This is a genomic window from Pseudomonas paraeruginosa PA7, assembly GCF_000017205.1.
Taxonomy (GTDB): domain Bacteria; phylum Pseudomonadota; class Gammaproteobacteria; order Pseudomonadales; family Pseudomonadaceae; genus Pseudomonas; species Pseudomonas paraeruginosa.
In genome coordinates, this window is sequence record NC_009656.1 from 2,296,782 (window position 1) to 2,319,996 (window position 23,215).

At 70.0% G+C, this 23,215-nt stretch carries 21 protein-coding genes, 1 pseudogene and 2 riboswitches; of the genes and pseudogenes, 14 read left to right on the top strand and 8 right to left on the bottom strand.

What is annotated here, in order from left to right:
• Window positions 1–4 precede the first annotated feature (4 nt).
• Both PSPA7_RS10730 and PSPA7_RS32385 read right to left on the bottom strand, forming a co-directional pair.
• Window positions 5–2,167: a TonB-dependent receptor gene (locus tag PSPA7_RS10730; protein ID WP_012075210.1), complete on the bottom strand. Its 2,163-nt coding sequence runs from the start codon at window positions 2,165–2,167 to the stop codon at window positions 5–7.
• A gap of 99 nt (window positions 2,168–2,266) precedes the next feature.
• Window positions 2,267–2,471: riboswitch (cobalamin riboswitch) on the bottom strand.
• A 53-nt stretch (window positions 2,472–2,524) separates the two neighbouring features.
• The gene (locus PSPA7_RS32385; protein WP_012075211.1) at window positions 2,525–2,698 is read right to left on the bottom strand and encodes a hypothetical protein; all 174 of its coding nucleotides are present in this window, start codon (window positions 2,696–2,698) and stop codon (window positions 2,525–2,527) included.
• 70 nt (window positions 2,699–2,768) lie between these two features.
• Between PSPA7_RS32385 and PSPA7_RS32625 the strand changes: the two are divergent.
• Window positions 2,769–2,879 (top strand): annotated as a pseudogene (locus tag PSPA7_RS32625) (hypothetical protein); the annotation flags it as partial.
• Window positions 2,880–2,931: 52 nt separating this feature from the next.
• Here the strand turns inward: PSPA7_RS32625 and PSPA7_RS10740 are convergent.
• Genes PSPA7_RS10740 through PSPA7_RS10750 form a run of 3 tightly spaced genes read right to left on the bottom strand, consistent with a single transcriptional unit; the run spans window position 2,932 to window position 5,997 of the window.
• Window positions 2,932–3,660: a cobalt-precorrin-6A reductase gene (locus tag PSPA7_RS10740; protein ID WP_012075212.1), complete on the bottom strand. Its 729-nt coding sequence runs from the start codon at window positions 3,658–3,660 to the stop codon at window positions 2,932–2,934.
• Window positions 3,657–4,757, bottom strand: a complete 1,101-nt coding sequence (locus PSPA7_RS10745; RefSeq protein ID WP_012075213.1) for a cobalt-precorrin-5B (C(1))-methyltransferase — start codon at window positions 4,755–4,757, stop codon at window positions 3,657–3,659. Before PSPA7_RS10745 ends, PSPA7_RS10740 begins: the two co-directional genes overlap by 4 nt.
• Window positions 4,750–5,997: a bifunctional cobalt-precorrin-7 (C(5))-methyltransferase/cobalt-precorrin-6B (C(15))-methyltransferase gene (locus PSPA7_RS10750; protein ID WP_012075214.1), complete on the bottom strand. Its 1,248-nt coding sequence runs from the start codon at window positions 5,995–5,997 to the stop codon at window positions 4,750–4,752. The genes PSPA7_RS10745 and PSPA7_RS10750 overlap by 8 nt, the downstream gene beginning before the upstream one ends.
• Window positions 5,998–6,082: 85 nt before the next feature.
• Window positions 6,083–6,338, top strand: a riboswitch (cobalamin riboswitch).
• Window positions 6,339–6,426: 88 nt separating this feature from the next.
• Here PSPA7_RS10750 and cobG point away from each other — a divergent pair.
• The 13 genes from cobG (at window position 6,427) to PSPA7_RS10815 (ending at window position 18,313) form a co-directional block, all read left to right on the top strand.
• Window positions 6,427–7,797: a precorrin-3B synthase gene (cobG, locus tag PSPA7_RS10755; protein WP_012075215.1), complete on the top strand. Its 1,371-nt coding sequence runs from the start codon at window positions 6,427–6,429 to the stop codon at window positions 7,795–7,797.
• Complete coding sequence (locus tag PSPA7_RS10760; RefSeq protein WP_012075216.1) at window positions 7,794–8,420, top strand: precorrin-8X methylmutase; 627 nt, start codon at window positions 7,794–7,796, stop codon at window positions 8,418–8,420. The genes cobG and PSPA7_RS10760 overlap by 4 nt, the downstream gene beginning before the upstream one ends.
• Entirely contained in the window at window positions 8,417–9,169 is a 753-nt protein-coding gene (locus PSPA7_RS10765; protein ID WP_012075217.1) for a precorrin-2 C(20)-methyltransferase, read from the top strand. The genes PSPA7_RS10760 and PSPA7_RS10765 overlap by 4 nt, the downstream gene beginning before the upstream one ends.
• On the top strand, window positions 9,162–10,841 hold the full coding sequence (gene cobJ, locus PSPA7_RS10770) for a precorrin-3B C(17)-methyltransferase (RefSeq protein ID WP_012075218.1): 1,680 nt from the start codon (window positions 9,162–9,164) through the stop codon (window positions 10,839–10,841). Before PSPA7_RS10765 ends, cobJ begins: the two co-directional genes overlap by 8 nt.
• A 69-nt stretch (window positions 10,842–10,910) precedes the next feature.
• Entirely contained in the window at window positions 10,911–11,759 is an 849-nt protein-coding gene (locus PSPA7_RS10775) for a substrate-binding periplasmic protein (RefSeq protein ID WP_012075219.1), read from the top strand.
• Window positions 11,756–12,115 (top strand): DUF4398 domain-containing protein, encoded by a 360-nt coding sequence (locus PSPA7_RS10780; protein WP_003157870.1) that lies wholly within the window; start codon window positions 11,756–11,758, stop codon window positions 12,113–12,115. Before PSPA7_RS10775 ends, PSPA7_RS10780 begins: the two co-directional genes overlap by 4 nt.
• Entirely contained in the window at window positions 12,115–12,924 is an 810-nt protein-coding gene (locus tag PSPA7_RS10785; RefSeq protein WP_012075220.1) for an OmpA family protein, read from the top strand. Before PSPA7_RS10780 ends, PSPA7_RS10785 begins: the two co-directional genes overlap by 1 nt.
• Window positions 12,925–13,113: 189 nt before the next feature.
• Window positions 13,114–13,752: a response regulator gene (locus PSPA7_RS10790; RefSeq protein ID WP_003157868.1), complete on the top strand. Its 639-nt coding sequence runs from the start codon at window positions 13,114–13,116 to the stop codon at window positions 13,750–13,752.
• Window positions 13,753–13,836: 84 nt separating this feature from the next.
• Complete coding sequence (locus PSPA7_RS10795; RefSeq protein ID WP_003157867.1) at window positions 13,837–14,205, top strand: hypothetical protein; 369 nt, start codon at window positions 13,837–13,839, stop codon at window positions 14,203–14,205.
• Window positions 14,206–14,428: 223 nt separating this feature from the next.
• Window positions 14,429–15,868 carry an aminotransferase-like domain-containing protein gene (locus tag PSPA7_RS10800; RefSeq protein WP_003091003.1) on the top strand — a complete coding sequence of 480 codons (1,440 nt, stop codon included), beginning with the start codon at window positions 14,429–14,431 and terminating at the stop codon, window positions 15,866–15,868.
• 329 nt (window positions 15,869–16,197) lie between these two features.
• On the top strand, window positions 16,198–16,782 hold the full coding sequence (gene sbrI, locus PSPA7_RS10805; RefSeq protein ID WP_034078707.1) for an ECF family RNA polymerase sigma factor SbrI: 585 nt from the start codon (window positions 16,198–16,200) through the stop codon (window positions 16,780–16,782).
• Window positions 16,779–17,552 carry an anti-sigma factor SbrR gene (sbrR, locus tag PSPA7_RS10810; protein WP_012075222.1) on the top strand — a complete coding sequence of 258 codons (774 nt, stop codon included), beginning with the start codon at window positions 16,779–16,781 and terminating at the stop codon, window positions 17,550–17,552. The genes sbrI and sbrR overlap by 4 nt, the downstream gene beginning before the upstream one ends.
• Before the next feature lie 305 nt (window positions 17,553–17,857).
• Window positions 17,858–18,313: a hypothetical protein gene (locus PSPA7_RS10815; RefSeq protein ID WP_049792075.1), complete on the top strand. Its 456-nt coding sequence runs from the start codon at window positions 17,858–17,860 to the stop codon at window positions 18,311–18,313.
• Between the two features lie 6 nt (window positions 18,314–18,319).
• On the opposite strand, the gene PSPA7_RS10820 is transcribed toward PSPA7_RS10815, so the two are convergent.
• The 3 genes from PSPA7_RS10820 to atuF all read right to left on the bottom strand — a co-directional run bounded on the left by PSPA7_RS10820 (window position 18,320) and on the right by atuF (window position 23,171).
• Window positions 18,320–20,146 (bottom strand): long-chain-acyl-CoA synthetase, encoded by a 1,827-nt coding sequence (locus PSPA7_RS10820; RefSeq protein WP_012075224.1) that lies wholly within the window; start codon window positions 20,144–20,146, stop codon window positions 18,320–18,322.
• Window positions 20,147–20,309: 163 nt separating this feature from the next.
• Window positions 20,310–21,134: an SDR family oxidoreductase gene (locus tag PSPA7_RS10825; RefSeq protein ID WP_012075225.1), complete on the bottom strand. Its 825-nt coding sequence runs from the start codon at window positions 21,132–21,134 to the stop codon at window positions 20,310–20,312.
• 51 nt (window positions 21,135–21,185) lie between these two features.
• Window positions 21,186–23,171 carry a geranyl-CoA carboxylase subunit apha gene (gene atuF, locus PSPA7_RS10830; RefSeq protein ID WP_012075226.1) on the bottom strand — a complete coding sequence of 662 codons (1,986 nt, stop codon included), beginning with the start codon at window positions 23,169–23,171 and terminating at the stop codon, window positions 21,186–21,188.
• Window positions 23,172–23,215 lie beyond the last annotated feature (44 nt).

A 23,215-nucleotide genomic window follows, 5' to 3' on the forward strand; every position in this document is an offset into this window, starting at 1 on the left:
GGCTTCAGAAACTGAAGTCGGCGGTGACGTTGAACGAGCGCGGCTGGCCCATGATCCATTGCTGGCCGTTGTTGTTGTCAGCCAGGGCGTACTGGCGGTCGAACAGGTTGTACAGCTCGAGGCCGAGGGTCAGGTCCGGCCGTACCCGCCAGCCCAGGTTGGCGTCGACCACCGTGTAGCCGGGCAGGCTGGCCTGGTTGGCGGCGTCGGCGTAGCGCCGGTCGACGTAGCGCAGCCCGGCGCCGACGCGCAGGGTATCGGCGAAGGACTTGTCCAGCCAGAGGTTGGCGGTGCGGCGTGGCACGTTCCTGGGGCGGTTGCCGTTGCGCGAGTAGGTCTGCCCATTGATCGATTCGTCGAAGTCGTCGTATTCGGCACGCACCAGCGCGGCGTTCGCCGACAGCCGCCAGTCCTGGGCCAGGTTCAGCTCCAGGCTGGCCTCCAGGCCGTCCGAGCTCTGCTGGCCGACCTGCTGCGCGTCGTGCGGCGGCAGCGGGCTGGCGCTGAGCAGCTTCTTCTTGACGATATGGTAGGCGGCCAGGGTCCATTCGCCGCGACCTTCCGGGAACAGCTGCTTGAGGCCGACCTCGGTCTGCTTCGAGTGGGTCAGGTCCATCTGCTGCTGGGTCGGGCTGAGGGTGATCAGGTTGCTCACGCCGTCCTCGCTGGTGGAGTACTGGCCGTACAGCGACAGTTCCGGGGTCAGCGCGAAGACCAGCCCGGCGCGCCAGTTGCCGCCCTGCAGGCTGCGGTCGCTGCGGCTGCCGTCGCGCAGGTCGGCGCGCTCGATATGGTTCTGGTCGCGGCGCACCCCGGTCACCAGCGACAGGCGCTCGTTGAGCTGCAGGCGGTTCTCGGCGAACAGGGCGAAGGTGCGGGTCTGGCTGCGCGAGTGCGGCCGGTAGGGCGAGCGGCTTTCGAAGTAGCCGGGCGCGGGATGCCAGGGGTCGATGCTTTCGCCGCCGTCGACAACGTCCTCATATGGCGCGTTGTTGGTCAGGCGGAAGCGGATGCGGTTGTACTCGGCGCCGATCAGGGTGCGGCTGTCGAGGCCGAACAGGGCGTGCTGGAAGGCGAAGGTCTGGCGGTCGCCGATCTGCTCCTGCTCGTGGCTGATGCGCAGGTAGTCCTTGCGCAACAGCTCTTCGCGCGGCACGTCCCATTCGTAGGTTTCGGCGTTGCGCCAGTGGCGGCGGGCCTTGATGTAGTACAGCTGGTTGCTCGCGCTGACGCTGTCGGAAAGGCTCCAGTCGGTGGTCAGGCGGGTCCACTGGTCGTTGTAGCGCTGCACGTCGTTGCGCACGTTGTAGTTCTTCTCGCGCAGGCGCTTGTGGTACTTGCCGCCGACCAGCGGGGTGCCGAAGTCGTTCATCGGCTCCTGGTCGCCATAGTCGTGGGCGAGGGTGAAGGCCAGATCGTCGCTGGCCTGCCAGCGCAGCGCCGCGCTGATGCCCAGGTTGCGCGAGTCGCCACGGTCGATCCAGCCGTGGCTCTGCTGCTGGTTCAGGTTGAGCCGGTAGCTGAGGCTGTCGGTCAGCGAGCCGCCGCTGTCCAGGGCCAACTGGCGGTTGTCGTAGGAACCGTAGCCAAGGCGCAGGTGGTTGCGGATCTCGCCGGCGAAAGGCTTCTTCGGCACCACGTTGATCACCGCGCCAGTGGCGCCTTCGCCATACAGCACCGAGGCCGGGCCGCGGATCACGTCGATGCGCTCGACCATCCACGGATCGCTGGGGAAGTTCACCGTGCCCATGCCGGTGTACAGGCGCGTGCCGTCGAACAGTTGCATCACCGACGCATGGCCGCTGAAGCCGCGCGCCGAGAGGCCGGTGCCGCCGTCGCCGGGGGTGCCGATGAAGCTGATACCGGGGCTGCGGGTGACGGCGGCCTGGACGCTGGGGTTGTTGCGCCCGCGGACTTCCGCGCCGCTGATGCTGCTGGTGCTGGCCGGGGTGTCCAGGGCGCTGAGGCCCAGGCGCGAACCGGCGTCGACCGGGGTGGCGAGGTCGATGTGGTCGGCTTCGGCGGGATCCTGGCGGGCGCTGACCCACTGGCTGGGCAGGGCGAGGGCGGCTTCTTCGGTTTCGGCGAGGGCGGGCGGCACCAGCAGCAGGCTGGTGGACAGGCCGAGGGCGAAAGGCTCGGTGCGCAAACGGCTGAAGCGGGGCATGGGCGTTCCATCTCATGACCGGGCAGGACGGAACGCGCGGGAAATCGCAGGCGCGACAGCGCCTCGAACAACCGGCTCGCTCCCGCCCACCGCGGGTGTGCCAACAGGGCGTTGCAGGCCGGTCTCCGGGCTTGCGAGGGTCGTGAGATCCTCGCCTTCCCATGCCGGAGCACAGTGGCCTGATGAGGATCTCGCTCGCTTACCGTTGCGGGGGCAGCGCCGGACTGGTCACCGAAGTGACGCACCGGCTTCCCGTTTCACTCCCTGCGCGGCGGCAGGGAGCACCTGGAACGGGGCGGATGGGAACATCCGCACCCTTTCCAGTCAAGCCTTGAACGATCTGGATTGGAAAAAATGTTATACTATAACAATTCGCCTGTGCAGACTTTTCTTCGCCACCGCCTGCGTGGCGGCGCAGTCCATCCTCCATCGCATAATTTTCATGCCTGCCAGGTTGCCGACCTTCCCTGGGGAGTAGCCCGCCATCAGCCCGCCGCCGGCGCGCTGGTCAACATTCTTGGCAACCGCCATGGCCAGCGCCTCCATCCGGACTGGTGAGACCAACGACATTCCTGCGCCGAAGCCGGGCCGCGGGGCCCTGATGCTCGGCCAGGCACTCGGCGCGGTGACCGACACGCGTGCGGAGATCGTCGGCGGGGTAGGGCTGATCCTGGTTGGCGCGACCCTCCTCTACGAACATCTCAGCGCGGCGTGGGCGGCGCCGGAGACGGGGCGGGGCAGCTCGGGGCGGATGAGCGTTCGTTTCAGGCGCTTTCCCAATCGCGGATCGCCGCCAGCAGCGCCTCGCCGTCGGCGAACTCGCGGTCCGCCGGCGGCAGCGCCGGACGCGCCAGGACCAGCACCGGCAGGCGCATTTCCCGCGCCACCTGGAGCTTCGGCTCGGTGGCCTGGCTGCCGCTGTTCTTGCTCACCAGCACGTCGCAGCCCAGGCGTTCGAACAGCGCCCGCTCGCCGTCCAGGCTGAACGGGCCGCGTGCGCCGATCACCTCGGCGCGCGGACCGGCCGGCTGGCCGTGCAGGCAGCGTACGGTCCAGTGCTGGTGGGACGGGATCCGCCCGAGGTGCTGCAGCGGTTCGCGACCGAGGGTGAACAGCGGCCGGGAGAAGGGGGCGAGGGCCTCGACCAGTCCGTCCCAGTCGGCCACCTCGCGCCAGTCGTCGCCGGGACCGGCCTGCCAGCCGGGCCGGCGCAGCGCCCAGCACGACACTCCGGCCAGTCGCGCGGCGCGCACGGCGTTCCGGCTGATCCGCGCCGCGTAGGGGTGGGTGGCGTCCACCAGCAGGTCGAAACCCTCTTCGTCGATGAACGCCGCCAATCCTTCGGCACCACCGTAGCCGCCGACCCGCACCGGGCAGGCCAGGTCGTCGGGTACCTTGCCCAATCCGGCGAGGCTGTAGAGGTGCCTGGGGCCGAGCCGACGGGCGAGGGCCAGGGCCTCGCCGATCCCGCCGAGCAGCAGCAGGCGCTTCACGACCGCTCCTCGCCGGCCTGGCCGACCAGGTTGCCCTGGCGATCGATGGCGAAGACTTCCAGCCTCACCTCGGCCGGCACGATGCTGCGGGCGAAGCGCAGGGCGTGGGCGCAGACCGCGTCGCCCAGGGCCACGCCCTCGGCGTGCGCCTGGGCCAGCGCCTGCTGGCTGGTGTTGGCGGCGCGCATGCTCTGCTGCAGGGCGGCGCTGGCGCCGAGCGCGGCGGCCCAGCCGGCCAGTTGCGGCAGGTCGATGCTGGAATGGCGGCTATGCAGGTCGAGGTGGCCGCCGGCGAGCTTGCTGATCTTGCCGAAGCCGCCGCACAGGCTGAGCTTTTCCACCGGCGCCTTGCGCAGGTGCTTGAGCACCGCGCCGGCGAAGTCGCCCATCTCGATCAGGGCGATCTCCGGCAGCGCGTAGCGGCGACGCATGGCGTCCTCGCTGGCGTTGCCGGTGCAGGCGGCGATGTGGCGCACGCCATTGGCGCGGGCGACGTCGATGCCCTGGTGGATCGAGGCGATGTAGGCCGAGCAGGAGAAAGGCCGGACGATGCCGCTGGTACCGAGGATCGACAACCCGCCGAGGATGCCCAGGCGCGGGTTCATGGTCTTCAGCGCCAGCGCCTCGCCGCCCTCGATGCCGATCGTCACCTCGAAGCCGCCGGTGTAGCCGTGTTCGGCGGCCAACTGGGTGAGGTGACGCTCCATCATCTGACGCGGCACCGGGTTGATCGCCGGCTCGCCCACCGCCAGGGTCAGCCCCGGGCGGGTCACCGTACCGACCCCGGGACCGGCGTGGAAGCGCACGCCGGGCGCGGCGCTCAGGCGCACCCGGGCGAACACCAGGGCACCGTGGGTGACGTCGGGGTCGTCGCCGGCATCCTTGAGGGTGCCGGCTTCCGCGCCGTTCTCCCAGGCGCGGCAGAACTCCAGGCGCATCGGCACCTGCTGGCCCTTGGGCAGGACGATCCGCACTGCGTCGCTGGTCGTGCCGCCCAGCAGCAGGCGCGCCGCCGCCAGGCTGGTGGCGGTGGCGCAGCTGCCGGTGGTGTAGCCGCTGCGCAGCGGCGCGGGCTGCTCCGGGGTTTCCTCACGCATCGCGGCGGGCGTCCCGGGTCAGCGGCTTGCGCAGTTCCAGCAGGGTGATCGGCAGCGCCTGGCGCCAGGTGTCGAAACCGCCCAGGGGACGCGCGTGGGCGACGCCGATGCGGGTCAGTTCGCCGCCCAGGCGCTGCTGCCAGTCGAGCAGCACCCGTTCGCTCTGCAGGGTGACCGCGTTGGCCAGCAGCCGGCCGCCGGGGCGCAGGCGCTCCCAGCAGGTTTCCAGGACGCCCTCGGCGGTGACGCCGCCGCCGATGAAGATGGCGTCGGGGGCCGGCAGCTCCAGCAGCGCTTCCGGGGCGCTGCCGGCGACCAGGTGCAGGGTCGGCACGCCGAGGGCGTCGCGGTTGTGGCGGATGTGATCCTGGCGTTCTTCGTTGGCCTCGACGGCGATCGCCCGGCAGCCGGGATGCGCGCGCATCCACTCGATGCCGATGGAGCCGCAGCCGGCGCCGACGTCCCAGAGCAGTTCGCCGGGACAGGGCGCCAGGCGCGCCAGGGTCACGGCGCGGACGTCGCGCTTGGTCAGCTGGCCGTCGTGGCGATAGGCCTCGTCGGCCAGGCCCGGGGTCAGCGGCAGGCGCACGGCGCCAGCGCCGGCGCGGCATTCCACCGCCACCAGGTTGAGGTCGGCGGCGCGCGGCAGCGACCAGTCGCCGGCGAGGCCGTCGAGACGGCGTTCGAGCGGCCCGCCGAGGTGTTCCAGCACGCTCAGGCGACTGGCACCGAAGCCGCGGGCGTTCAACAGCCGGGCGATGGCGGCGGGGCTGTCGCCGTCGTTGCTGAGGACCAGCAGGCGCCGGCCATCGTGGACCTGCGCCTGCAGCGCGGCCAGCGGCCGCGCCACCAGCGACACGCAGGCGACTTCCTGGAGGGCCCAGCCGAGGCGCGCGGCGGCCAGCGACAGCGAGGAGGGCGCCGGCAGCACCCGCAGCTCCTTGGCCGGTACCTGCCGGGCCAGGCTGGCGCCGACGCCGAACAGCATCGGGTCGCCGCTGGCCAGCACGCAGGTCGGCTGGCCGCGCCGGGCCAGCAGCGGTTCCAGGCTGAACGGGCTCGGCCAGGTCTCGCGCGCACCGCCGATGCACGGCGGCAGCAGGTCCAGCTGGCGCGCCGCGCCGACGATCCGGCTGGCCTGCAGCAGGGCGCGCCGGGCCTGCTTGCCGAGGCCGGGATAACCGTCCTCGCCGATGCCCACCAGGGTCAGCCAGGGCGGCGTCGAGTCTGCCGATGACACGGTGCGGGTTCTCCTGAAATGCGTCTGTGAAGGGCCCGCGACGGTTTCCGGACGGAATGGGTTTTCCCTGTCCCGGGCTGGGCGGCATAATAGCGCGTTCGTCGGTGCCCGGCCCTTTCGCGATAACGCGCGGGGGCCATCGAGGGCCGAAGAGGGAATACGGAGTTCCGGGGCTTGCCGAAAGCCTGGAGCCAGCCGTGGCTGCCCCCGCAACTGTATGCAGCGTGTCTTCGCGCCATTCGCCACTGGGTTTCCGGGAAGGCGGCGCGAAGCGGAGGTTCCGCCCGTGGGCGGAATGCCGAGCTGCGAGCCAGGAGACCTGCCGCCGAAACCAGTCGCGAGTGCCAACATCGGGCGGGGTGTACCGATGCCGTGGTCTGTCCCTGGGGACAGCGGTCCGGTCGCCGCGACGTCGACTCGAGTAGCGTTTTGAACGACGACCAGACCCCGGTGCCCCTGCCCGTACCCCGTCCGTCGCCCTGTCCGGGCCTGCTGCGCATCGTCCAGGCGCTGGACGGCGGCATCTGTCGCATCAAGCTCGACGCCGGCCGCCTGGAAGCCGTCCAGGCGCGCGCCGTGGCGGCCGCGGCGCGGGATTGCGCCAGCGGCGTGATCGAGGCGACCAATCGGTCCAACCTGCAACTGCGCGGCGTGCGGCGCGGCGAGGAAGAGCGGCTTGTCCGCCGCCTGCTGGACGCCGGCCTCGGTCCCCGGCATGGCGCCCTGGCCGGCGCCGACGACGTGCGCAACCTGATGCTCAGCCCGGCCGCCGGGCTCGATCCGCACCTGTCGCTGGATGTACGCCCGCTGGCCGCGCGGCTTTTGCTGCGGCTCCAGGCGGACAGCCGCTACCACGCGCTGTCGGCCAAGTTCGCCATCCAGCTGGACGGCGGCGAAGACCTGGCGATGCTCGAACATCCCCATGACATCTGGCTCTCGCCGATGCCCGGCGCGTCGACCGCGACGCTGGTCTTCGGCCTCGCCGGCTGTCCGGCCCACGACCGGCCCCTGGCGGCGTTGCCGGCTGAACGCGGCGAGGCCCTGGTGCTGGCGCTGCTCGACCTGTTCCTCGAGCGCGCCCAGCCGCACCAGACGCGGATGCGCCATCTGGTGCAGGACCTGGCCGGGGAGCCCTTGCTGGAGGCCTTGCAGGCGCGCCTGGAGTTCCCCCTGTGCCGCGACGAGCGGGTGGCGGCCTGGCGGCGTTCGCCGGGGCGTCCGTGGAGTCATCTCGGCGTCCAGCCGCAACGCCAGCCTGGCCTGGCGATGGTCGGCGCGGTGGCTCCGCTCGGCCGGCTCGACGCTGCCGGCCTGGAAGGCCTCGCCGAACTGGTCGAACGCCACGGCGACGGCAGCCTGCACCTGACGCCCTGGCAGGGTGTGCTGCTGCCGAACCTGCCCCGCGCCGAGGCCGACCAGGCGCTGCATGGCCTGCGCCGGCTCGGCCTGGTGAGCGAGCCCGACGCGCCGTTGGCGCGGCTGATCGCCTGCAGCGGTTCCAGCGCCTGCGCCAGGGGCCTGGCCGACACCAAGGGCGACGCCCTGCGAATGGCCGAACGCCTCGGTCCGCGCAGCGACCTGGCGCAACTGCACCTGTGCGGCTGCGAACGGTCCTGCGCCGCCGCCCACCGTGCGCCGCTGACCCTGCTGGCGCGCGACGGCGGTTTCTACGACCTGTACCGGCGCGATCCGCGCCACCCCGGATTCGGCCAGTTGCTGGCCAGCCGCCTGACTTTCGCCACGGCCGCCGACTACCTGGCGGCCCTGCCTTCCCAGCCCACCTCCGGAAATTCCGCATGATTGACTACATCCGCGATGGCCAGGCGATCTATCGCCAGTCGTTCGCCACCATCCGCGCCGAAGCGAACCTCGCCGGCATCCCGGCCGATCTGGAAAAGCTCGCGGTGCGGGTGATCCACGCCTGCGGCATGGTCGACGTGGTCGACGACCTGCGCTTTTCGCCGGGCGCCGGCGCCGCCGGACGCGCCGCGCTGGCCGCCGGCGCGGCGATCCTCTGCGACGCGCGGATGGTCGCCGAGGGCGTGACCCGCTCGCGGCTGCCCGCCGACAACCGGGTGATCTGCACCCTCAACGAGCCGGACGTCGCGGCGCTTGCCGTGGAACGCGGCAACACCCGCTCGGCGGTGGCCCTGGAACATTGGCGCGAGCACCTGGAGGGCAGCGTGGTGGTGATCGGCAACGCGCCCACCGCGCTGTTCTACCTGCTGGAAATGCTCGACGCCGGCGCGCCCAAGCCGGCATTGATCCTGGGCTTCCCGGTCGGCTTCGTCGGCGCCGCGGAGTCCAAGGAGATGCTCGCCGCCGACAGCCGTGGCGTGCCCTACGTGATCGTCCGTGGCCGGCGTGGCGGCAGCGCCATGGCCGCGGCGGCGGTGAACGCCCTGGCCACGGAGCGCGAATGATGAGTCATGGCAAAGGCCGCCTGCTGGGCCTGGGCGTCGGCCCCGGCGATCCCGAACTGATCACTCTCAAGGCCCTGCGCCTGCTGCGCGCGGCGCCCGTGGTCGGCTACTTCGTGGCCAGGGGCAAGAAAGGCAACGCCTTCGGCATCATCGAGGCGCATCTGGACGAGGCCCAGCTGCGGCTGCCGCTGGTCTATCCGGTGACCACCGAGAAGCTGGAACCGCCGTTGTGCTACGAGACCATCATCAGCGACTTCTACGACACCGCCGCCGAGCAACTGGCCGTGCACCTGGACGCCGGCCGCGACGTCGCGGTGATCTGCGAGGGCGACCCGTTCTTCTACGGCTCCTACATGTATCTCCATGACCGCCTGGCGGCGCGCTACGACAGCGAGGTGGTGCCGGGCGTCTGCTCGATGCTCGGCGGCGCGGCGGTGCTCGGCGCGCCGCTGGTGTACCGCAACCAGAGTCTCTCGGTGCTCTCCGGGGTGTTGCCGGAGGAGGAGTTGCGCCGGCGCCTGGCGGACGCCGACGCGGCGGTGGTGATGAAGCTCGGACGCAATTTCGACAAGGTCCGCCGCGTGCTGGTCGAGCTTGGCCTCGAGCGCCGCGCGCTGTACGTCGAGCGGGCGACCATGGCCAACCAGCGGATCGTGCCGCTGGAACAGGTGGAGCCGATGGCCTCGCCGTATTTCTCGCTGATCGTCGTGCCCGGCGACAAGTGGCAGGGAGGAGCGGGCGGTGAGTGAGATTCTCCAGGCGCCAGCCATCGTCATCCTCGGCCAGGGCGCGCTGGCCACCGCGCGGCGGGTCCAGGCGCGCTACCCCGGGGCGCTGGTCCACGGGCTCGCCGGGCGGGTCGAGGCCGACCGTTCCTATACGGACTTCGGCGACACCCTGCGCGAACTGTATTGCGCCGACCGGCCGATCGTCGCCCTGTGCGCCGCCGGCATCGTCATCCGCAGCCTGGCGCCGTTGTTGCAACGCAAGGGCGCGGAGCCGCCGGTGCTGGCCGTTGCCGAGGACGGCAGCGCGGTGGTGCCGCTGCTCGGCGGGCTGGCCGGGGTCAACCGGCTGGCGCGGGAGATCGGCGAGGCGCTGGACGTGGCGCCGGCGATCACCACCAGCGGCGAACTGCGCTTCGGCACCTGCGTGCTCAACCCGCCCGCCGGCTATGTCCTGGCCGACCTGGAGCAGGGCAAGCGCTTCGTTGCCGACTTGCTCGGCGGCCAGCCGGTGCGCGTCGAGGGCGTCGCCGGCTGGCTCGACGCGGCCCGTTTGCCGCGCGACCCGGCGGCGACGCTGGCGATTCACGTGACTCCATCCGCCCGGGCGCCGCGCACCGAGGAACTGCTGATCCATCCGCGCTGCGTGCTGGCGGCGCTCGAACCCGCCGACGCGGCGGCGGACGCGGTGCGCCAGGCGCTGGCCGCCGCCGGGCTGGCCGAGGCGGCGCTGGGTGGGCTGCTGGCCGACAGCGCGCGGATGGCCGATCCGCGTCTGCGGGCCGCCGCCGAAGCGCTCGGCGTGCCGCTGCGCTTCCTCGCCGAAGCCGACCCCGCCGCGCGCCTGCGTCGCGCCTTGCCCGCCGCCGAACAGGTCGGCGGCCGACTGGCGCTGGCCGCCGCGCCCTTGGCGATGGACGGCATCGGCCAGCGCCGCGGCCGGCTCACGGTGATCGGCCTCGGTCCCGGCTGCGCCGAGCTGATGGTGCCGGCGGCGCGCCAGACGCTGGACGAGGCCGAGGACATCCTCGGCTACCAGACCTATGTCGACATGGCCGGGCCGTTCCGCGCCGGCCAGGTGCTGCACGGCAGCGACAACCGCGAAGAACTGCAGCGCGCCCGGCACGCCTTCGAACTGGCGGCGACGGGCAGGGCGGTGGTGGTGGTGTCGTCCGGCGATCCCGGCGTGTTCGCCATGGCCGCCGCGGTGCTGGAAGCCCTGCATGGCGCCGGCGAGCCGGCCTGGGACGCGGTCGAGCTGCGCATCTTCCCTGGCGTCTCGGCGGCCCTGGCCACCGCGGCCAGGGCCGGGGCGCCGCTGGGCCACGATTTCTGCCTGCTGTCGCTGTCGGACAACCTCAAGCCCTGGGAGGTGATCGAACGGCGCCTCGACCTGGCCGCCGCCGCCGACCTGGCGATGGCTTTCTACAACCCGATCTCGCGTGCGCGGCCCTGGCAACTGGGACGGGCGCTGGAGATCGTCGCCCGCCATCGTGCGCCGCAGACCCTGGTGGTGCTCGGCCGCGACATCGGCCGGCCCGGCGAGCGCCTGCTGCGCACCACCCTGGGCGAACTGCGCGTAGAGCAGGTGGACATGCGCACCCTGGTGATCGTCGGCTCGTCCACCACCTGCAGCTTCCCCCGCGCCGACGGCGAGGCCTGGGTCTACACGCCGCGCTGGTACCCATCGCAATAGCGGGGCGGGAGCGCGCGCGGAAATGTGGCAGACTGCTGCGCGCATCCCTGTACCGCGGAGCCTGAATCCATGTCCTTTCGCTGTTCCCCGCGCCGCCTGGCCGGCATCCTGCTGGCGGCGCTGTTCGTTCCGGGGCTGGCCGCGGCGGCCGGCTCCTGCGAGCGCCTGGTGGCCACCGGCAACCCGGAATACCCACCCTACCTGTGGCGCGACCCGCAGGACCCGCAGCGCCTGATCGGCGCCAACGCCGACCTGTTGCAGCGCCTGGGCAAGGAACTCGGGGTGCGCATCGACGTGCTCTACGGCGGCTCCTGGGAGAAGGCCCAGGAAGAGGTGACCAGCGGTCGCGCCGACCTGCTCGCCGGGGCCTACCTGACCCTGGCCCGGCTCGGCAGCATGGACTACGTGCATCCGCCGTTCCTGATGACCAGCGGGGTGGCCTGGGTGAACAGGGACGCCGCGTTTCCATTCATCGGCCGCGACGATCTGATCGGGCACAAGGGCAGCGTGCTGGCCGGCGGCAGCCTGGGCGAGGAGTTCGACCGCTTCGCCAGGGCCAGCCTCGACCTGAAACCGGTGCCGAGCCTGACCCAGGGCCTGCAGGACCTGATGCTCAAGCGCAGCGAGTTCCTCCTCTACCAGGCGCTGCCCGGGCAGGCCCAGGTCGAGGCGCTGGGCATGGCCGACGACCTGCAGGCGCTGGAGCCGGTGCTGAGCAGCGAGGGGCTGTACCTGGCGCTGTCGCACAACTCCGCCTGCAACGATCCGTGGCTGCGCGGACAACTGGCGAAAAAGATGACAGAATTGTCGGCTGCCGGCGTTCCCGTAACGCTCTTGCAGGACAATCTCGAACGCTGGAAAGCCCAGCAATTGCCGGCTTCCGGCGCCCGTCCGACAACGCAGGAAAGTGACTTGTGAGCATTCGATGGATGATGGCCGCAGGCCTCGCCGCGCTGACCCTGAGCGGTTGTGCGAGCAACGACCCGGCTCCGCTGGAGCAGATGCGCCTGACCGAGCAGGCCCTCAAGCAGGCCGAGGCGGTCGGCGCCACCGATGACGTGGCCGAGCTGAAGCTGGCCCAGGACAAGTACGCCGCGGCGCAGATCGCGCTGACCGCGGAATCCTACAAGAAGGCCCGGCTGCTGGCCGAGCAGGCCGAGCTGGACGCGCGTCTCGCCGAGTCCAAGGTGCTGACGCAGAAGAGCAAGGACCAGCTCGGCGAGCTGGACAAGAGCCTGAAGCGCCTGCGCAGGCAACTGGGGGAGGTCCACTGATGTCGGGGAAAACCACGCTCCTCGCCACCCTGCTGGCCTGCGCCGCGCTGGCCGGCTGCGCCGACCACAAGCTCAGCGAACAGTCGCTGGCCAAGGCGCAGAGCGAGTTCGACCAGGTCAAGGAAGATTCCGATGTGCTGCGCGCGGCGCCCAAGGACGTGATCCGCGCCGGCGAGTCGCTGGCCCGTGCCGAGCGCCTGTCCAGCTATTGGGGCAGCAGTAGCGACGTGATCCAGTACGCCTACCTGAGCCAGCGCTACAGCGAGATCGCCCGCCAGCATGCGCAGCTCAATCTCAACCAGGAGCGCCTGGTCCGCCTGCAACTGGAGCGCGAGCGCCTGCAACTGGCCCTGCGCGAAGCCAAGCTGCTCAGCGTGCAGGAACAGGGCCAGCGCCTGAGCGAGGAAATCGCCAGCCTCAGCACCGAGGAAACCGAGCGCGGCCTGGTACTGACCCTTGGCGACGTACTGTTCGACTTCAACCGCGCCGAGCTCAAGCCGGCGGCCAACCGCACCGCGCTGAAGCTGGTGCAGTTCCTCCAGCTCAACCCGCGGCGGGTGATCCGCATCGAAGGCTACACCGACAGCGTCGGCGACCGGCAGGCCAACCTCGACCTGTCCCGCGCGCGCGCCCAGGCGGTGGCCGACGTGCTCGCCGATCTCGGCGTGGATCCCGCGCGCATGCAGGTGGCCGGCTATGGCGAGGCCTTCCCGGTCACCGACAACGCGTCCAATCGCGGACGGGCGCAGAACCGCCGGGTGGAGATCGTCTTCTCCAACGACAAGGGCCAGCTCAGCGCGCCGCGCTGAGCCATGCCCGGCTCGGGAAAGCCCCGGTACCGCGAGGACCGGGGCTTTTTCGTCTGCCGCGGCGTCGCGGCTGGTTGTTCCTCCCTGCGGCGCGGGAAAGCGGCGTTATCATCGGGATCGAAATAGTTCGAGCACCAATCAGGGCAGCATAAGCACCTTGTATTTCGTTATAACGAGTAGAGAGGCGCAATGAGTTCGAACGAAACCCGGCCCGGCGTGGTGATCGCCGACTCCCTCCCGGTCATGCAGTGGGCCCTGCAGCGTTACCTGGACGAAGCGTGCGGACGCCAGGTGCTGGCGGTGGTCGGCGACAGCGACAGCCTGCTGGCGCGGTTGGCCGAGCTGCCGCCGGACTGCATCCTGATCACCGAGCTGGGCCTGCCCGGGCAGCGCAGCCGCGATGGCATCCACCTGGTGGAATGGCTGACCCGGCGTTGCCCGCAACTGAAGGTGATGGTCTATTCGATATTCAGCGCGCCGCTGCTGGCCAAGGCGGTGCTGCGCAGCGGCGCCTCGGCCTACATCAGCAAGCGCAGCCCCCTGGACACCCTGCAGAGCGCGCTGGAATGCATGGCGCTCGGACAGACCTTCCTCGACCCCGGCCTACAGCCGCAACGACACGCCGGCAAGCCGCTGAGCCCCACCGAGATCGATATCCTCCGTCGCCTGGCGCGGGGCGACACGGTCAGCGAGATCGCGCAGCGGACCATGCGCAGCGTGTCCACCATCAGCACCCACAAGAAGAACGCGATGGTCAAGATCGGCCTCAACAGCGATGCCGAGCTGATCGCCCTGGGCGTGCTGAACTGGCTTCACGAACTCTGCTGACCGGGTTCGAAACATCTCGACCGGCAGTTGCGGAACAATCCTTTACAGCCCGCGGGAGTTCCCCGCTGCCGTCCAGGAGTCCGCATGAGCCGCCCGTTCCGCCTTACCCGTTTCATCCTGCCGTTGCTGCTGAGCCTGTGCCAGCCGTCGTTCGCCGCCGAACTCCGCGCGGTTCCCGAAGCCCGCCGCCAGGAACTGCTGCTGGCCGCCTCTACGGCGTCCTGCGGCGAGGCGGATTGCCCGACGCCGGAACGCGTCAGCCTGCTGGCGCTGCAGGTGGAGACCCGGATCTTCGTCACCCGCCTGGCTCTCGAGGATTTTTCCCCGGTCTCGCGCCAGCCCGCCGAGCTTCCGGACTTCCGCCTGTTCGGTGACCTCGGCCTCGCGGCAAGTCCCTTCGCCTGGCAAGCGTCGACCGGCGAGCGCGCGGCGCCGGACGCCTTGCGCTTCTGAGGTTTCCCCAAGCCGTTCCCCAAGGCGGCTCTTGGCGGGGTCGCTTCCCGCCCGCGCCCGGCCGGTGGCGACCGCCCGGGTTTTCTTTTCAGCGGCAACCCATCGTTCCCGCGACCGACCCGTACAGTTTTGCGACTGTATGCGGGGTTTCCGGTCCAACTGTTCTGGAGCAGTTACATGAATTGAGCTACTGTTTCGGTTCAATCGCCGAGGAATTCCCGCCATGACCAATCTGCTGCTCTACCAACGCATCGCCCAGCAGTTGGCCGAGGACATCCGCCGTGGCGTCTACCAGCCGGGCGAGCGGGTGCCGTCGGTGCGCAAGCTCAGCACCCAGCTGAACGTCAGCCACGCCACCGTGCTGCAGGCCTACGCCACCCTCGAGGACCAGGGCCTGATCCGCGCCCGTCCGCAGTCCGGCTTCTATGTCCACCGCACCCCGGCGCTGACCGCGCCGACCCCGGACATCGCGCGGGTCGAGCGTCCCGGCCTGGTCACCCGTAGCAGCATCATCAACCAGGTGCTCGCCGAGTCTCGCCGCGAGGGGGTGTTCCCGCTCGGCGCGGCGGTGCCGCACGTGGACTACCTGCCGGTGCGCGCCTTGCACCAGCAACTGGCCAAGGTCACCCGCTTCCAGAGCCCGCGGGCGTTCAGCTACATGTTCAGCCCCGGTTTCGAGCCGCTGCGGCGGCAGGTGGCGATCCGCATGCGCGACGCCGGCGTGGTGGTCGATCCGTCGCAGGTGACCATCACCCACGGCTGCGTGGACGCCATCCACATGGCCCTGCGGGTACTGACCCGTCCTGGCGACCTGATCGCCACCGAGTCACCGAGCTACTACGGCCTGCTGCAACTGGCCGACGTGCTGGGCCTGAAGGTCATCGAGATCCCCAGCGACCCGCGTACCGGGATCAGCCTGGAGGCGCTGCAACTGGCGGCCAACCAGTGGTCGATCAAGGCGCTGGTGCTGACCGCGCGACTGAGCAATCCCTTCGGCGGGACGATTCCCGAGGATCGCCAGAAGCAACTGCTCAAGCTGACCGCCGAGCACAACATCGGCGTGGTCGAGGACGACATCTACGGCGAGCTGATGTTCGACCAGGGCCAGGCGCGCTCGCTCAAGTCCCACGACCGCGACGGCCGGGTGATCTACTGCTCGAGCTTCTCCAAGACCATCTCGCCTGGCGTGCGCATCGGCTGGATCATCGCCGAACGCTACCAGGAGGAGATCCGCCGCCTGCAGACCTTCACCACCCACTCGGCCTGTACCGTGACCCAGATGGGCGTCGCCGCCTACCTGGAGAACGGCGGCTACGACCGCCACCTGCGCTACATCCGCCAGGAGTACCGGAAGAACATGACCGCCTACCAGCTGGCGGTGCAGCAGTACTTCCCGGAAGGGACGCAGATGACCCGGCCCAAGGGCGGCTTCATCCTCTGGGTCAGCCTGCCGGCCAAGGTCAACACCAAGGAACTACACGTGCGGGCGCTGGAGCAGGGCATCAGCATCGCCCCGGGGCTGATCTTCAGCAACACCGAGCAGTTCAACAACTGCCTGCGGCTGACCTGCGGGATCCCCTGGAACCGCGAGGCGGAGCGGGCGATCATGACCCTCGGCATGCTCGCCGGACAGCTTTGCCAGGAAGGCCTGATCGCCGCCTGAGCGCCAGGCGCTCCCTCGGTTGAGGGGCGCCCCGCGGCAGCCCGCGAAGAATTTTCCCGAGGGTTGACCCGAATCCCTCGACAGCTTCGTCTCAGCGGATATTCTCCGCCGCACGACGAGGTCGTCTCGATGTTTTTCCCGGCTTCCATCCGGACCGGCGCTTACGCCGAACTGTCCGGTGCTGGAAAATGTCTACCGATAGCCGCTCCGGCCGCGCTTCTGGCGACGGTCCGGGCGTTTCGCGGCGCCGCCGATGCGCGCCGCGAAGGATGTGGCCGATGAGCCTGCTCTCGGTCGCCTTTGATACAGGACAGGAGTCGACCAGCGGCATGCATGCCTCCACCAGCGCCACGGCCGCCGCCGGCAGCGACGAAACGCTGCTGGCGCGTTACCGCAAGGGCGACAGCGCGGCCTTCGAGGTGCTCTACCAGCGCCACCGGCAGGGTCTCTACCGATTTCTCTGCGGTCTCGCCGGACAGGCCGAGCTGGCCGACGAGATCTACCAGGAAACCTGGCTCAGCCTGATCCGCAGCCAGAGCCAGCCGCAGGGCCGGGCGAGCTTCCGCACCTGGCTCTACCAGATCGCCCGCAACCGCCTGATCGATCACTGGCGCAAGCATGGCCAGCGCCAGCCGTTGCAGGACAGCTACGACGAACAGTTGCACGCGCAACCCGACCAGGGCGCCGGCCCCGAGCAGCAGCTCAGCCTGAGCCGCGACGGCGAGCGCTTGCAGAGCGCGCTGCAGACCCTGCCCGAGGAGCAGCGCGAAGTATTCCTGATGCGCGCCCACGGCGAACTGGAACTGGCCGAGATCGCCACGCTCACCCAGTCGCCGCTGGAGACGGTGAAGAGCCGGTTCCGCTACGCGGTGCAGAAGCTGCGCCGGCTGCTGGCCGAGGAGGTGGCGGTATGAACCCACAGAAGCATTCCGCGAGCGTCGCCGAAGAGCAGATGCTGGCGCATTTCCGCGCCCACGCGCCGCAGCAGCCGGCGCCGGCGCTGGACCAGGCGATCCTCGCCGCCGCGCGACGCCAGGCGGCGCATGCCGAACCCGCCCGGTCCTGGTGGCGGCGCTGGCTGGAGGCCACCCGCAGGCCGCGCTGGCAGGCGGCTTTCGCCAGCCTGCTGGGCGTGGCGCTGGTGCTGGGGCTGGTCAGCCGCAACGTGCTTGACGACGCCGAGCGCCAGGCTCGTCCCGAAGTGGCGTTCAGCGATGTGCCCCTGCGCGACGGAGTCGCCGGGGCCGGCGCCGCGAAGCGGGTCATGCGCGCACCGGCGGCGCCGGCTCCGCTGCCCGGCGAGATGGCGGAACCCCCGGCCTTGCTGGCCAGCTACGCTTCGTCAGGGGAAGCGCCGCAACTGATGGCCGAGGCCGCGCCGCCGGCTCCGGCTGCCCTGGCCGACCGGCCGCCGGCCCAGGCCGCGCAGCAGGCGAAGGTGCAGGCGGAGCTGGCCGGCGATTTCGTTGCCCAGGCCAGGGGCAAGGCGGTTGCGGTGAAGCCGGAAGTGCTCGACGAGGCGCTCAGGGCCGTCCTTGCCCTGCGTGAGCAGGGCAAGGCGGAGCAGGCCGCGACCCAGCTGGCCGAGCTGCAGAAGCGTTTCCCGGGGGAGAACCTGGTGGAGCGCCTGGAACGGCTCGCGACGATGGCCGCGAGCGCCCGCAAACAGCCAGGACGGCCATGACCCGCGCCGCCGCGAGGTATCGCGGGCTGACATCAAGCGGTTATCCGCCCATGGCAGGTTAGGCATGGTGCGAACAATGGAGGGAGTGCCAGGATGACGATAGCGAACCCTTGCCTTGGTTGCAGTCTGCCGTCAGCATTGCCGCAGTTGGCCATACCTGCGTGACTATGAAACGTCTTTTGTGCCGAATTTGCGTCGTTGTTCTTTCCGGTTGCTTCCTGGCGGCCTGCGATGACGGCTCCAAGGCGCCGGAAAAGAAAGCCCCGGAAGCACCGTTGCAGGAGCAGCGCGCTCCGGTGCAGCCAGTGCAGCCTCCACCACCGGAGCCGCCACCTGCCGCGCCTGTCGAGCCGGAAACAGCTCCGAAGAAGGCCGCGCCGAGCGCTGGGCAGGTCGCCGAGCCCAAGCCGCCGGCCAAGCCGAAGCCGGCGGCTGCGCCACAGAAGCCGGCCAGCAAGGCGGTCGCCAAGGACAAGCCGGCGCCGGCGAAGCGCGCTTCCAACACCCGTCTCGATCCCGAGGTGCGCAAGCCGCTGCCGAGCGCCAGCCTGGACCTGCGCCTGCCGAAGGAACTGGTGCAGAAGATGGCGCCGCCGGGGGCGGACGAGACGCACAAGCCCAAGCCGCTGCTGCCGCCGATGTTCGAGGAAAAGGACGACAGCGATTTCCGCCTCAACGGCCAGTTGCTCTATCGCGACCGCGAACTGGGCGTATCACGGCCCCTGGAAGGGGCCGAGTTGCAGTTCGAGTTCCGCCAGTAGGGGCGCTCAGAAGCGATAGCGCTGCGCCTGCAACGCCTGGTACAGCTCCGCCTCCAGCGGCTGGTAGGTGGCGCTGCCGGGCAGGCGGACGAACAGCGGCTCCTGCACCCGGGAGGGGTCGTAGGCGTCGCGCTTGAGGTCGGTCTTCTTGTACTTGAAGGTACCGGTGGTCTCGACCTCGCGCAGCAGGCGCAGGAACACCGGCACGGCATAGGCCGGCAGCTCGCGGTCGAGGTGCGCGGCGAGGGCGTCGCGGTCCAGCTCGGTGCCATCGCCCAGGCGTAGCGCGGCCATCCCGCAGCGACCGTTGGTGCCGGGAATCTCCACGCCGTAGACCACCGCGTCCTCGACTCCGTCGAAGGCGCCGAGGGCGTTCTCCACCTCGGTGGTGGATACGTTCTCGCCCTTCCAGCGGAAAGTGTCGCCGAGGCGGTCGACGAACTGGGTGTGCTTGAAGCCGATGTCGCGCATCAGGTCGCCGGTGTTGAACCAGGCGTCGCCCTTCTTGAACACGTCGCGGAGGATCACCGCCTCGCTCTTGGCCGGGTCGGTGTAGCCGTCGAACGGCCACTTCGCGCTGATCTCGCTGATCAGCAGGCCGACCTCGCCCTTGCCGACCTTTTCCATGAAGCCCCTGGCGTCGCGTACCGGGCGGTCGTTCTCCAGGTCGTAGCGGACAATGGCGTAGGTGGCCGGGGAGAAACCCACGGTATTGTCGAAATTGAACACATTGGTGAAGCCGATGTTGCCTTCGCTGGAAGCGTAGAACTCGGTGATCCGCTGGATCTCGAAGCGTTGCTTGAACTCGGCCCAGATCGACGGGCGCAGGCCGTTGCCGATCATGCAGGTCAGGCTGTTGTCGCGTTCCTCGGCGCACGGCGGCTGGTTCAGCAGGTAGCGGCAGAGCTCGCCGATGTAGCCGAAGCAGGTCGCCCGGTAGTGCTGTACGTCTTTCCAGAAAGCGCTGGCGGAGAACTTGCGGCGCAGGGCCATGGCCGCGCCGCCGGCCAGCGCCGCGCTCCAGCAGACGGTCACGGCGTTGTTGTGGTAGCAGGGCAGGGTCAGGTAGAGCACGTCGTCGCGGCCAAGACCCAGGCCGGAATGGCCGAAGCCGCCATAGGCCTTGATCCACTTGCCGTGGCTCATGATCGAAGCCTTCGGCAGGCCGGTGGTGCCGGAGGTGTAGATGTAGAAGCAGGAATCCTTGAGCCGCACCCTGCCGGTATCCTCGAGGTTTTCCGAGGTCTGTCCCTGGGCCAGGCGCATCAGGTTGCGCCAGCCCATCGGCGGCGAGCCGGGATCGCCGAGGGTGTCGCCGTCGTCGACCCAGTAACAGTGGCCGGCGTTGCCGAGCACGTCCTGGCGGACTTCCTCGAACACTTCGCGCAGTTCCTCGCCGACCACGAAGTGACCGGGCTTCACCAGGTTCAGGCTGTGCACCAGGACCTTGCCGCGCTGGGTGGTGTTGACCAGCGCGCCGACGGCGCCGAGCTTGGCCAGCGCGGCGAGGATCGCCAGCAGCTCGACGCGGTTCTCCAGCATCACCGCGACCACGCTGCCGTGGCCTACGCCCTCGGCCTTGAAGGCGCGCGCCAGGCGGTTGGCCCAGCCGTTGAACAGGGCATAGCTGATTCGCCGCTGGCCGTCGAGCACCGCCGGGTTGTCCGGGTACAGGCGTGCCGCGCGCTCCAGCGCCCAGCCCAGGGACAGGCTCTTCTCGCGGTTGCGGATCGCGGTGTAGTACAGGCCGCGCAGCATGCGCGGGACGCGGCCGAAGATGGCGGGCAGGCGGGCAACGAAACGGTTGAAGGTGATCAGGTCGGCGTGGGTCATGGCTCTCGCGCTTTGTCGTTGTTGTGCGGGGCGTAGGGACGCTCCCGCGACTCTAGACCGCAGTCGCCGCCCCGGCTATGACCGTTGCGCGGTCGCTCCGGGGCACTTCGGCAAATATTCCCGAAGCCCGCCGCAGAGCGCCGCGCGCCTTTCGTCGAAGACCTCAGTCGAGGAACAGGTCGGGCACCAGCGCGCCACCCTCGGGGTCGTAGCGATACTGCTCGAAATCGGTCTGGCCGCGTTCGCGCAGCAATTCCTCGTCGACCAGCAGGCGCCCGCTGAGGCTGCGCCCCTCGCTGGTAAGAATGGCATGCGCGGCGTCGGCCATGATCGCCGGGGTGCGTGCGCGGCGGAAGGCGTCACGGCTGCCCAGCTCGAACTCGATGGCGGCGGTGGCGATCATGGTCTTCGGCCATAGCGCGTTGACGCTGATGGCGTACTTCCCGAACTCCTCGTGCATACCCAGGGTGAGCATGCTCATGCCGTACTTGGTGACCGTATAGGGACCGTATTGGGCGAACCACTTGCCGGCCAGGTTGATCGGCGGCGAGAGGCTGAGGATATGGCCGTTGGCGCTTTCGCGCAGGTAGGGCAGGGCAGCCTGGCTGCAGACCAGCACCGCGCGGGTGTTGATCTGGTACATCAGGTCGAAGCGCCTGGGTTCGAGCTTCTCCACCCCGACCAGGCGGATCGCCCCGGCGTTGTTGACCAGCGCATCGATCCCGCCGAAACGTTCGGCGGCGCGGGCCATGGCCGCCGCCACGGCCTGTTCGTCGCGCACGTCGAGTTGCAGCGGCAGGGCCTGGCCACCGGCGGCCTCGACCTCGGCGGCGACGCTGAAGATGGTGCCTTCCAGCTTCGGATGCGGTTCGGCGCTCTTCGCCGCGATCACCAGGTTGGCGCCGTCGCGCGCGGCGCGCAGGGCTATCTCTCGGCCGATGCCGCGGCTGGCGCCGGTGATGAACAGGGTCTTGCCGTGCAGTGACATGGGCGTCTCCGTTTTCTTGTCGTCGTCGTTGCGGATGAGCGGCGGGTTGTCTCAGGCGTCGGCTTCCACCTCGACCAGCACCTGCCGGTTGCGCACCTGCTCGCCACGGCCGACCTGGACGCGGCGGACCACGCCGTCGACCCCGGCCTTCAGCGGGTGTTCCATCTTCATTGCCTCCAGTACCAGCAGCAGTTGGCCCTTGCCGACCCGTTCGCCTTCGCCGACCAGTACCTCGACGATGGCGCCGTCCATCGGCGCCTTGACCGTGCCGGAGCTGGCGCCGGCCTGGGCGTTGGCGCCGGCGTGGGTGACATCGAGCAGTTCGAGGTTGCCGCCGTTCCCGTACAGCCAGAGGCGCCCGCCGTCCAGGTGGTAGGCGTGGCGGCGGCGAATGCCGTCGAGTTCAGCGCTGGCCCAGCGCCCGTCGCAGTCGAGCAGGCGCACGGCGATCTCGCGTCGTTCCAGGCGTGCCAGCAGTCGCGGCCGGCGACCGCTTTCGAGGACTTCCAGGTCGATCTCCAGGCGTTGCTCGGCATGCTTCAGGGCGATCTTCCACGGCGCCCCGGCGGCGCTGCGCCAGCCGGCCAGGCCGGGCTGGTGCGCACTGGCCTCGGCGCCGGCCTGGTAGAGCAGGGCGGCGGCCAGGGCCAGTTCCTCGGCGCCCGGCTGGTGCGGTTGCAGGCTGGGGTCTTCGGCGAAGCGTTCGCCGATGAAGGCGGTGGTCGCCTCGCCGGCGGCGAAGTCCGGATGCGCCAGGAGGTTGGCGAGGAACCGCTGGTTGCCGTCGACCCCCAGCAGCACGCAGCGCTCCAGCGCGCGGATCAGCTTGCGCCGGGCTTCGTCGCGGGTCGCCCCGTAGGCGATCAGCTTGGCCAGCATCGGGTCGTAGAAGGGCGTCACCGCCTGCCCCTCGACCAAGCCATGGTCGATGCGTACGCCGGGCAGCAGTTCCGGGTCCCAGCGCAGCACCGTGCCGGTCTGCGGCAGGAAGCCGCGACCGGCGTCCTCGGCGTAGAGGCGGACCTCGATGGCATGCCCGCGCAGTTCCACCTGCTCCTGCCGCAGCGGCAGCGGATGGCCCTCGGCGACGCGGATCTGCCAGGCCACCAGGTCCTGGCCGGTGACCAGTTCGGTGACCGGGTGTTCGACCTGCAGGCGGGTATTCATCTCCAGGAAGTAGAAGCGGCCATCCTCGGCGAGAAGAAACTCGACGGTGCCGGCGCCCACGTAGTTGACCGAGGCCGCGGCCTTCACCGCCGCCTCGCCCATGGCGCGACGCAGGTCGGCATCGAGCACCGGGCAGGGGGCTTCCTCGATGACCTTCTGGTGGCGGCGCTGCACCGAGCAGTCGCGTTCGCCGAGGTAGAGCAGGTTGCCGTGGCGGTCGCCGAACACCTGGATCTCCACGTGGCGCGGGCGCAGCACGGCTTTCTCCAGGATCAGTTCGGCGCTGCCGAAGGCGCCCAGCGCTTCCGAGCGCGCGGTGCGCAACTGGTCCAGCAGTTGGTCGGGTTCCTCCACCAGGCGCATGCCGCGGCCGCCGCCGCCGGCGCTGGCCTTGATCATCAGCGGGTAGCCGATGCGTTCGGCCTCACGCCGCAGGGTCGCGTCGTCCTGTTCGGCGCCTTCGTAGCCGGGGATGCACGGCACCCCGGCGGCGAGCATGGCGATCTTCGACAGGCGCTTGCTGCCCATCAGGTGGATGGCTTCCGCATCCGGGCCGATGAAGACGATCCCGGCGGCTTCGCAGGCACGGGCGAACTCGGCGTTCTCGGAGAGGAAGCCGTAGCCGGGGTGGATCGCCTCGGCGCCGCTGCGACGGGCGGCGTCGAGGATCGCCTCGAGGTCCAGGTAGGATTGCGCCACCGGTGCCGGGCCGATGCACACGGCCTCGTCGGCCAGTTGCACATGGCGGGCGTCGGCGTCCGCCTCGCTGTACACGGCGACGCTGCGGTAGCCCAGTTCATGGGCGGTGCGCAGCACCCGGCAGGCGATTTCACCGCGGTTGGCGACGAGGATCTTGTTGAAGCTAGGCATGACGTTCGGCTCCTGGAGGCTGTTGCCCTGTTTCGCGGTCGTGG

Coding starts and splice junctions, on each gene's coding strand:
- PSPA7_RS10775 (WP_012075219.1), top strand. CDS start 10,911: ATGTCCTTTCGCTGTTCCCCGCGCCGCCTGGCCGGCATCCTGCTGGCG.
- sbrR (WP_012075222.1), top strand. CDS start 16,779: ATGAACCCACAGAAGCATTCCGCGAGCGTCGCCGAAGAGCAGATGCTG.
- PSPA7_RS10800 (WP_003091003.1), top strand. CDS start 14,429: ATGACCAATCTGCTGCTCTACCAACGCATCGCCCAGCAGTTGGCCGAG.
- PSPA7_RS10825 (WP_012075225.1), bottom strand. CDS start 21,134: ATGTCACTGCACGGCAAGACCCTGTTCATCACCGGCGCCAGCCGCGGC.
- PSPA7_RS10795 (WP_003157867.1), top strand. CDS start 13,837: ATGAGCCGCCCGTTCCGCCTTACCCGTTTCATCCTGCCGTTGCTGCTG.
- PSPA7_RS10790 (WP_003157868.1), top strand. CDS start 13,114: ATGAGTTCGAACGAAACCCGGCCCGGCGTGGTGATCGCCGACTCCCTC.
- PSPA7_RS10730 (WP_012075210.1), bottom strand. CDS start 2,167: ATGCCCCGCTTCAGCCGTTTGCGCACCGAGCCTTTCGCCCTCGGCCTG.
- PSPA7_RS10820 (WP_012075224.1), bottom strand. CDS start 20,146: ATGACCCACGCCGACCTGATCACCTTCAACCGTTTCGTTGCCCGCCTG.
- sbrI (WP_034078707.1), top strand. CDS start 16,198: ATGCATGCCTCCACCAGCGCCACGGCCGCCGCCGGCAGCGACGAAACG.
- PSPA7_RS10765 (WP_012075217.1), top strand. CDS start 8,417: ATGATGAGTCATGGCAAAGGCCGCCTGCTGGGCCTGGGCGTCGGCCCC.
- PSPA7_RS32385 (WP_012075211.1), bottom strand. CDS start 2,698: ATGGCGGTTGCCAAGAATGTTGACCAGCGCGCCGGCGGCGGGCTGATG.
- atuF (WP_012075226.1), bottom strand. CDS start 23,171: ATGCCTAGCTTCAACAAGATCCTCGTCGCCAACCGCGGTGAAATCGCC.
- PSPA7_RS10745 (WP_012075213.1), bottom strand. CDS start 4,757: ATGCGTGAGGAAACCCCGGAGCAGCCCGCGCCGCTGCGCAGCGGCTAC.
- PSPA7_RS10760 (WP_012075216.1), top strand. CDS start 7,794: ATGATTGACTACATCCGCGATGGCCAGGCGATCTATCGCCAGTCGTTC.
- PSPA7_RS10785 (WP_012075220.1), top strand. CDS start 12,115: ATGTCGGGGAAAACCACGCTCCTCGCCACCCTGCTGGCCTGCGCCGCG.